This is a genomic window from Ideonella azotifigens (assembly GCF_006519715.1).
GTDB classification, from domain to species: domain Bacteria; phylum Pseudomonadota; class Gammaproteobacteria; order Burkholderiales; family Burkholderiaceae_C; genus Ideonella; species Ideonella azotifigens.
In genome coordinates, this window is the sequence record NZ_VIDT01000249.1 from 1 (window position 1) to 7,357 (window position 7,357).

Annotated in this window: 7 protein-coding genes; 4 read left to right on the forward strand and 3 right to left on the reverse strand. The window is 67.9% G+C overall.

Annotated elements, in window-relative coordinates:
- The first annotated feature begins 197 nt into the window (after nt 1-197).
- Genes FKP22_RS15670 through FKP22_RS15680 form a run of 3 tightly spaced genes read left to right on the forward strand, consistent with a single transcriptional unit; the run spans nt 198 to nt 3,145 of the window.
- Nucleotides 198-1,403: a hypothetical protein gene (locus FKP22_RS15670; RefSeq protein ID WP_141288401.1), complete on the forward strand. Its 1,206-nt coding sequence runs from the start codon at nt 198-200 to the stop codon at nt 1,401-1,403.
- 58 nt (nt 1,404-1,461) lie between these two features.
- Nucleotides 1,462-2,427, forward strand: a complete 966-nt coding sequence (locus FKP22_RS15675; protein WP_141288402.1) for an MBL fold metallo-hydrolase — start codon at nt 1,462-1,464, stop codon at nt 2,425-2,427.
- Nucleotides 2,428-2,434: 7 nt separating this feature from the next.
- Nucleotides 2,435-3,145: an FMN-binding negative transcriptional regulator gene (locus FKP22_RS15680; RefSeq protein ID WP_231011796.1), complete on the forward strand. Its 711-nt coding sequence runs from the start codon at nt 2,435-2,437 to the stop codon at nt 3,143-3,145.
- Between the two features lies 1 nt (nt 3,146).
- On the opposite strand, the gene eda is transcribed toward FKP22_RS15680, so the two are convergent.
- The 3 genes from eda to FKP22_RS15695 all read right to left on the reverse strand — a co-directional run bounded on the left by eda (nt 3,147) and on the right by FKP22_RS15695 (nt 6,501).
- Nucleotides 3,147-3,770: a bifunctional 4-hydroxy-2-oxoglutarate aldolase/2-dehydro-3-deoxy-phosphogluconate aldolase gene (eda, locus tag FKP22_RS15685; RefSeq protein ID WP_141288407.1), complete on the reverse strand. Its 624-nt coding sequence runs from the start codon at nt 3,768-3,770 to the stop codon at nt 3,147-3,149.
- Between the two features lie 55 nt (nt 3,771-3,825).
- Nucleotides 3,826-5,655, reverse strand: coding sequence for a phosphogluconate dehydratase (edd, locus tag FKP22_RS15690; RefSeq protein ID WP_141288403.1), 1,830 nt, complete (start codon nt 5,653-5,655; stop codon nt 3,826-3,828).
- A gap of 228 nt (nt 5,656-5,883) precedes the next feature.
- Nucleotides 5,884-6,501 (reverse strand): nucleotidyltransferase family protein, encoded by a 618-nt coding sequence (locus FKP22_RS15695; protein ID WP_141288404.1) that lies wholly within the window; start codon nt 6,499-6,501, stop codon nt 5,884-5,886.
- Between the two features lie 162 nt (nt 6,502-6,663).
- Here FKP22_RS15695 and pdxH point away from each other — a divergent pair, with 162 nt between their 5' ends.
- The gene (pdxH, locus tag FKP22_RS15700; RefSeq protein ID WP_141288405.1) at nt 6,664-7,299 is read left to right on the forward strand and encodes a pyridoxamine 5'-phosphate oxidase; all 636 of its coding nucleotides are present in this window, start codon (nt 6,664-6,666) and stop codon (nt 7,297-7,299) included.
- Nucleotides 7,300-7,357 lie beyond the last annotated feature (58 nt).

Consider the following 7,357-nt stretch of genomic DNA (forward strand, 5'->3'; position numbering starts at 1 on the left):
GCAGTTCATGGACTGAGCGGCTTGCCGGCCGGTCTGCAACCAGAACTCTCGCAACACTGCCCCATGACCTTCACCAAGGTCAGCCGGCAGGTCAGACCATCGGGGCTCATCCGTCAGCGGATCGAACCCCGATGGCGTTTCTGGCTCACACCCTTCATCGAGTTTTTTTCGAGATCCCCCAGGATCCCCTGTACACCATGACCAAGCTGCGCGTTCTTGCCGCCTCCCTGCTGATGGCAGGTTGCCTCTCCACCGCCTACGCCCAGGCGCTGCGCCCGGAAGTTGCCAAGCCGCTGCAACAGGCCGGCGACATGCTGAAGGCAGGCAAGGCCAAGGAAGCCCTGGCCAAGGTGCGTGACGCCGACAACGTCGCCAACAAGAACCCTAACGAGCAACTGATGGTGGACCGCATGCGCGGTGCCGCGGCCCAGCGTGCGGGCGACAACGCCACCGCGGCACGTTCGTTTGAAGCAGCCATGGCTTCCGGCAAGCTCTCGCAAGCCGAGCAGGCGCAGATGGCCGAGTCCATAGCCTTTGCCTACTCGCAGCTGAAGGACAACGCCAAGGCTGGCCAATGGGCCCAGAAAGCTGTTTCGCTGGGCGGCAACAGCCCGCAGCTGAAGCAGTTGCAGGCCTACCTGCAGGGCCAGAGCGGCGATTACAACGCGATTGCCAAGGACGCGGCGGCTGCAGTGTCCGCCGCCGAGCAAGGTGGTCGCAAGCCCGACGAAGGCGACCTGCTGCGCCTGGCCGACGCCTACCAGCACACCAACAACGCGGCCGGTCAGAGCGCCGTGCTAGAGAAGCTGCTGGCCTATTATCCGAAGAAGGAATACTGGGCCGCCGCGCTCGGCCGCCTGCCGCGCAAACCTGGCTTCTCCAACGATCGCTACTCGCTTGACCTGCTGCGCCTGCGCCTGGCCACCGGTAACCTGAGCAAGGCCGACGACTACATGGAAATGGCCCAGCTCGCGCTGCAGGCCGGATTCCCGAGCGAAGGCAAGATGGTGGTCGAAAAAGGCATCGCTGCCGGCGTGCTGGGCACCGGCCCGGAAGCCGCGCGCCACAAGCGCCTCGAAGACCTGGCCATCAAGCAGGAAGCCGAAGGCAAGGCCGGCCTGGACAAGGACGTCGCCGAGGCCAAGGACGGCAACGCGATGGTGCTGGTCGGCACCCAACTGGTGTCTTTCGGCCAGACCGACAAAGGCATTGCGCTGATCGAACAAGGCATTGCCAAGGACCAGCTGAAGCGGCCTGACGACGCCAAGCTTCGCCTTGGCCTGGCACTGCTGCACAGCGGCAAGAACAAGGCCAAGGCCACGCAGACGCTGCGTAGCGTGCAGGGCAACGATGGCGCAGCCGACATTGCCCGCCTGTGGGCCTTGCTCGGCACCGGCGCCTGACAACCGACGCGCGTAAACCGTTGGACCGGGCGGGTGGTGACCCGGCAAGCTTCTGCCCATGAACACCCCCGCTCCGCTGCCTGATTTCCTGCAAGACCTCGGCCACGGTATCTACGCCGTGGAAACCGGCTTCCAACGGCCGAATTTCGACGCTGCCTACCTGATGGTCGACGATGGCCGCGCCGCCTTCATCGACACCGGCACCGGCCACGCCGTGCCGCGCCTGCTGGCCTCGCTGCAGGCACTGAGCCTGTCACCCGCGCAGGTCGACTGGGTCATTCCCACCCATGTGCACCTGGACCATGCCGGTGGCGCTGGCAGCCTAATGCAGCACCTGCCCAACGCGACCCTGCTGGTGCACCCACGCGGGCTGCGCCACATGCTCGACCCGAGCGCGCTGTACCAGGGCGCGCTCGCCGTCTACGGCCAGGCCGAGATGGACCGCTCCTACGGCCAGCTGGTGCCGGTGCCGGCCGAACGCGCCCAGCCCAGCTCGGACGGCCAGACCATCACGCTGGGCCGCCGCACGCTGACGCTGGTCGACACACCCGGCCACGCCCGCCACCACCATTGCATCTGGGACCCGGTCTCGCGCGGCTGGTTCACCGGCGACAGCTTCGGCCTGTCCTACCGCGAGCTGGACGTGAACGGCAAACCGTGGATCCTGCCGACCACCACGCCGGTGCAGTTCGAGCCCGATGCTGCTCGCGCGACGATCCACAGGCTGATGGCTGCGCAACCCGAGCGCGTCTACCTGACCCACTATGGCGCGCTGAGCCCGGTGGCACCGCTGGCCGAAGCGCTGCTGCGACTGCTGGACGAGGTCGAAACACTGGGCCTGGCGCTGCGCCAGCACCCTCAAAGGCATGCTGCCCTGAGCGCCGCCCTGCTCGCGCTCTACCAGCACGACCTGCGCGCCGCTGGCAGCACGCTGCCGGCCGAACGCGTGGCCGATTTGCTGACGCTGGACGTGGAGCTGAATGCGCAAGGCATGGCCTGCTGGCTGGACCGGCTCCCAGCCTGAGGCAAGCTTGCAGGCCTTTGGCCTGCGCTATCGTCAGGGCCGCACCCCACCACGCCAGCCCGTCATCGCCATGTACCAGCCGCGCCACTTCGAACAGACTGCGCCCGAACAACTCGCTGCGTTGATGCAGGCCCACCCGCTGGCGATGCTGATGCACACCGATGCCAATGGAGAGCTACAGGCCGACCCGGTGCCGCTGCTGTGGCAGCCCGGCGAAACACCGGGCACCGGTTGGCTGACCGGCCATGTGGCCCGAGCCAACCCGCTGTGGCAGGCAGCCGAAGGCCAATCCGTGCTGGCGGTGTTCCAGGGCCCGCAAGCCTATGTCTCGCCGAACTGGTACGCCACCAAGCAGACGGCCGGCGGCAAGGTGGTGCCAACCTGGAACTACGCGGTGGTTCAGGCCCGCGGGCGGCTGCAGACCTTCACCGAGCGAGAGCCCCTGCTGGCGCTGCTGCATGCCTTGACCGACGCTCATGAAGCGAACCAGCCGCATCCCTGGTCGGTCGACGACGCGCCGGCGGACTACGTCGACAGCCTGCTGAAAGCCATCGTCGGCTTTCGCATCGAGGTGACCGAATTGCAGGGCAAATGGAAGGTCAGCCAGAACCGGCCGGCTGCGGACCGTACCGGCGTGGCGCATGGCCTGGCGGCGCTGCCTGAAACGCCCGCTCAGGCCGCGGCCATGGCAGGGCTGGTGGCAGGCAACGCGCCCTGAATCAGCGCGCCAGCGCCGAGGCCTCTTGCGCCAGGCGCGTGATGCGCGCCCAGTCGCCGGCCTTCACCGCATCAGCCGGCGTCAGCCAGGAGCCGCCGCAGACCTTGACGTTGGGCAGCGCCAGGAAGTCAGGCGCGGTCTGCAGGCTGATGCCGCCCGTGGGGCAGAACACGACATCCGGGAACGGGCCTGCCAGGGCCTTCAGCATCGGAATGCCGCCGGCAGCGGTCGCCGGGAAGAACTTCAGGAAACGCAGGCCATCGGCCTGGGCCATCATCACTTCGCTGGCCGTCGCCACGCCTGGCAGCAAGGGCAGCGAAAGTTCACGGCAGGCCGCGCCAACTTCCGGCGTGTAGCCCGGGCTGACCCCAAACACCGCGCCAGCCGCCTTGGCGGCACGCGCATCGTCCGCACTGCGGATGGTGCCGGCGCCGACGATCGCGCCCTGCACAGCCTTGACCATGGCCTCGATGGCCTGCAGCGCCACGGGGGTGCGCAAGGTCACTTCCAGCACCTTCACGCCGCCGGCCACCAGCGCCTGCGCCAGCGGCACTGCGTCGGCCAGGTTGTCGATCACGATCACCGGGATCACGGGGCCTTGGGCGGCGAGGTCCAGCGTGTTCATCATGGGGAAATCTCCTCTGGGGGACAGGTTCTGGAATGCAATGAGGACGGTGGCTTCACAGCCAGGTGCAGGCGCCCTCTTCGGCCGTGCGCACATTGCGCCGCATGCCGGCGAACAGCTCGCGGCCGAGGTCATGGGCGTGCAGCTCGGCCAGAGCGTCGCTGCGCTTTGCGGGCACGCGCGCGGCCCACTCTTCGGCCGGCACCAGGGCTTCCAGCGTGCCGGTCACCGCGTCCAGGCGCAACAGGTCGCCGTCACGCACCTTGCCCAGCGGGCCACCGGCCAGCGCTTCGGGGCTGACGTGGATGGCGGCCGGCACCTTGCCGGACGCGCCGCTCATGCGGCCATCGGTCACCAGCGCAACCTGGAAGCCCTTGCCCTGCAAAACGGCCAGCGGCGGCGTGAGTTTGTGCAGCTCCGGCATGCCGTTGGCGTGCGGGCCCTGGAAGCGCACGACGGCGATCAGGTCGCGTTCCAGCACGCCATTCTTGAAGGCTTCCAGCAGCGCTTCCTGGCTGTCGAACACGACCGCGGGCGCCTCGATGATGTGCCTGTCTTCCGGCACGGCCGAAACCTTGATCACCGAGCGGCCCAGGTTGCCTGAGAGCAGCTTCAGGCCCCCGGTCGCGGAGAACGGGGATGCGACACCGCGCAGCACGGTCTCGTCTCCGCTGGTGGCCGGCAGTTCCTGCCAATGCAGGGCTCCGGCTTCATCCAGCAAGGGCAAGCGACCGGAGGCGGCCATGCCATCGGCGTCGACTGTCGGCACGTTGCCGTGCATCAAACCGGCCCGCACCAGCTCGCGGATCACGAACGCCGGGCCACCGGCGGCCTGGAACTGGTTCACGTCGGCCGCGCCGTTCGGATAGACCCGCGCCAGCAGCGGGATCACGCCGGAGAGTTCGGAGAAGTCGGTCCAGTCGATCAGGATGCCGGCGGCGCGCGCCACGGCAACCCAGTGGATCAGGTGGTTGGTCGAGCCGCCAGTGGCCAGCAGCGCGATCATCGCGTTGACGATGCAGCGCTCGTCGACCTGGTGGCCGATCGGCAGTTCGCGCTGCCGCAGTGCCAGCACGCGGCTCACCGCGTCTTCGGTCAAGGCCTTGCGCAAGGGCGTGTTCGGCGGCACGAAGGCCGCGCCGGGCACGTGCAGGCCCATGGCTTCCAGCAGCATCTGGTTGGAGTTGGCGGTGCCGTAGAAAGTGCAGGTGCCGGGGCTGTGATAAGCAGCCTGCTCGGCTTTCAACAACTCCGCGCGGCCCACCAGGCCTTGCGCCGCCTGCTCGCGCACCTTGGCCTTGTCGCTGTTGGACAAGCCCGAGCCCATTGGCCCGGCGGGCACGAAGACGCAAGGCAGGTGGCCGAAGTGCAGCGCGCCGATCAGCAGCCCCGGCACGATCTTGTCGCAGATGCCGAGCAGCAGTGCAGCGTCGAAGGTGTCGTGCGTCAACGCAATCGCGGTGCCCATCGCAATGGTGTCGCGCGAGAACAGCGACAGCTCCATGCCGGCATAACCTTGGGTCACGCCGTCGCACATCGCCGGCACGCCACCGGCGACCTGCGCACTGGCGCCGAGTTTCATCGCGGTTTCGCGGATCAGCGCCGGGTAGCCTTCGTACGGCTGGTGCGCCGACAGCATGTCGTTGTACGAGGTGACGATGCCGATGTTGGGCGCCTTCTCGGCGACGATGCGCATCTTCTCGTTGGCCGAGGCACCGGCCACTGCATGCGCCACGTTGGCACAGCCAAGGCGGTCCACGCCGCGTGGGCGCTTGCGCAAGGCGTCAATGCGGGCCAGGTAAGCGCCACGCAGGGCGGCACTGCGGTTGCGGATGCGGTCGGTGACGGCCGCGATGACAGGGTGCAGTGAGGTTTCAGAAGTCATGGGCAATTGGCTGATCCAGGACAGAAGAAGAATTGGCTGCGGGCCGTGCCTGGCGTGCAGGCCGAGTGGCGGCACCGATGTAACCTTGGTTTTGATTATCAAGTAACTTGATTACATGGTCAAACCAAGGCCCGCACACGCAGGTCGCCAGCGAAGCATGCATCGCGAGCGAGCAGGGATGCGGTTTCCATGCCCGCGACGCGGGCAATGCGCGCGGGGCTCAGCCTCTCAGCCCGCGGCGAGGTTGGAGCGCTGGTGCCAGCGGGCCCGCAGGCTGGCCAGGTCGGCCTCGGTGTCCATGTCCTGCAACACGCCTGGGTCTTCCACATCGACCGGATGCGCCGGATAGCGGGCCACCAGCCGGCGGGCACCCTCTTCGCCGCTGAGGCGCATCAGCTCGGAAAACAGCTCGGCGCCGAAGCCGACCGGATGGCCGCGCTGCCCACGCAGCTGGGCGTAGGCCACCGCATGGTGGGACAGCGCGCCGGCCACCGCGAGCAGAGTGAGCGGCTGCACCATCGGCATGTCGGCCGGCAACATCAGCCAGCCGGCCGCGCCTGAGCGTGCGGCCACGCCAGCGGCAATCGAGTCGCCCATCCCGCCAGGCGCCGGGCCGGTGCCGTGGCCCAGCACCACCACGTCGCGTTTGGCCACCAGGCCGGCGGCCTCGTCGGCAAAGGCAGGCGTGGTCACCACGACCACCGGTAGCCCGGTGGCAATCGCGTTGCGCACCGTGTGACTGAGGATGGAGTGGCTGCCCAGCGGCTCGGCCAACTTGTGGCGCGGCCCCAGGTAACGGGAACCGCGGCCGGCGCCCAGCACCACCACGGCAGGAAGGGATTTCATGACGGAAAGAGGGGGCGACAGGTGCCCAACAAGAACGAGCCCAAGGATGAAAGCCTTGCCGCCCCCAGGCCAGTGGGAGCTTCACTTAAGGCCTCACCCTAGCGCAGGCAGGCGATTTGCGGAATCGGCCATTGGACACGAGGCCACGCATACACTTTGTCGATGAGTGATCTCGCCAAATTGCGCAAGAGTTACGAGCTTGCCGAATTCGATGAAGACCAGGCGGCTGATGCGCCGCTGCCGCAGTTCCAGCAGTGGCTGCAAGCCGCGCTGGACGGGGGCGTGCCCGAGCCGAACGCGATGACGCTGGCAACGGTGGGCGCGGATGGCAGGCCATCGACCCGCATCGTGCTGATCAAGGGCGCGGACGCGCGCGGGCTGGTCTGGTTCACCAACTACGAAAGCCGCAAGGGCCAGGAGCTGGCACTGCACCCGTTTGCCGCGCTGCAGTTCCACTGGGTGGCGCAGGAGCGTGTGGTGCGCGTCGAGGGCCGGGTCGAGAAGGTCAGCGCCGAGGAGTCGGACGCCTATTTCCAGTCCCGGCCGCTGGACTCTCGCCTGGGTGCCTGGGCTTCACCACAAAGCCAAGTGATCAGTTCACGCGCGGTGCTGGTGGCCAACGCCGCCAAGGCCGCGCTGAGCCACGGCCTGCAGCCCGCGCGGCCACCCCACTGGGGCGGCTACCGCCTGGTGCCGGACTGCTGGGAGTTCTGGCAGGGCCGCAAGTCGCGCCTGCATGACCGACTGCGATACCGCTTGGCCGACGGCCAGTGGCTGCGCGAACGCCTCGCACCTTAGGAATGGAGCACCCGGTCTCGCGGGATACGCGAGACCACCCGCCGGGCGGGTGCGCAGG

Excerpts from the sequence above, each read along its gene's own strand:
- FKP22_RS15675 (WP_141288402.1), top strand. The coding sequence starts at position 1,462 with ATGAACACCCCCGCTCCGCTGCCTGATTTCCTGCAAGACCTCGGCCAC.
- FKP22_RS15670 (WP_141288401.1), top strand. The coding sequence starts at position 198 with ATGACCAAGCTGCGCGTTCTTGCCGCCTCCCTGCTGATGGCAGGTTGC.
- eda (WP_141288407.1), bottom strand. The coding sequence starts at position 3,770 with ATGAACACGCTGGACCTCGCCGCCCAAGGCCCCGTGATCCCGGTGATC.
- edd (WP_141288403.1), bottom strand. The coding sequence starts at position 5,655 with ATGACTTCTGAAACCTCACTGCACCCTGTCATCGCGGCCGTCACCGAC.
- pdxH (WP_141288405.1), top strand. The coding sequence starts at position 6,664 with ATGAGTGATCTCGCCAAATTGCGCAAGAGTTACGAGCTTGCCGAATTC.
- FKP22_RS15695 (WP_141288404.1), bottom strand. The coding sequence starts at position 6,501 with ATGAAATCCCTTCCTGCCGTGGTGGTGCTGGGCGCCGGCCGCGGTTCC.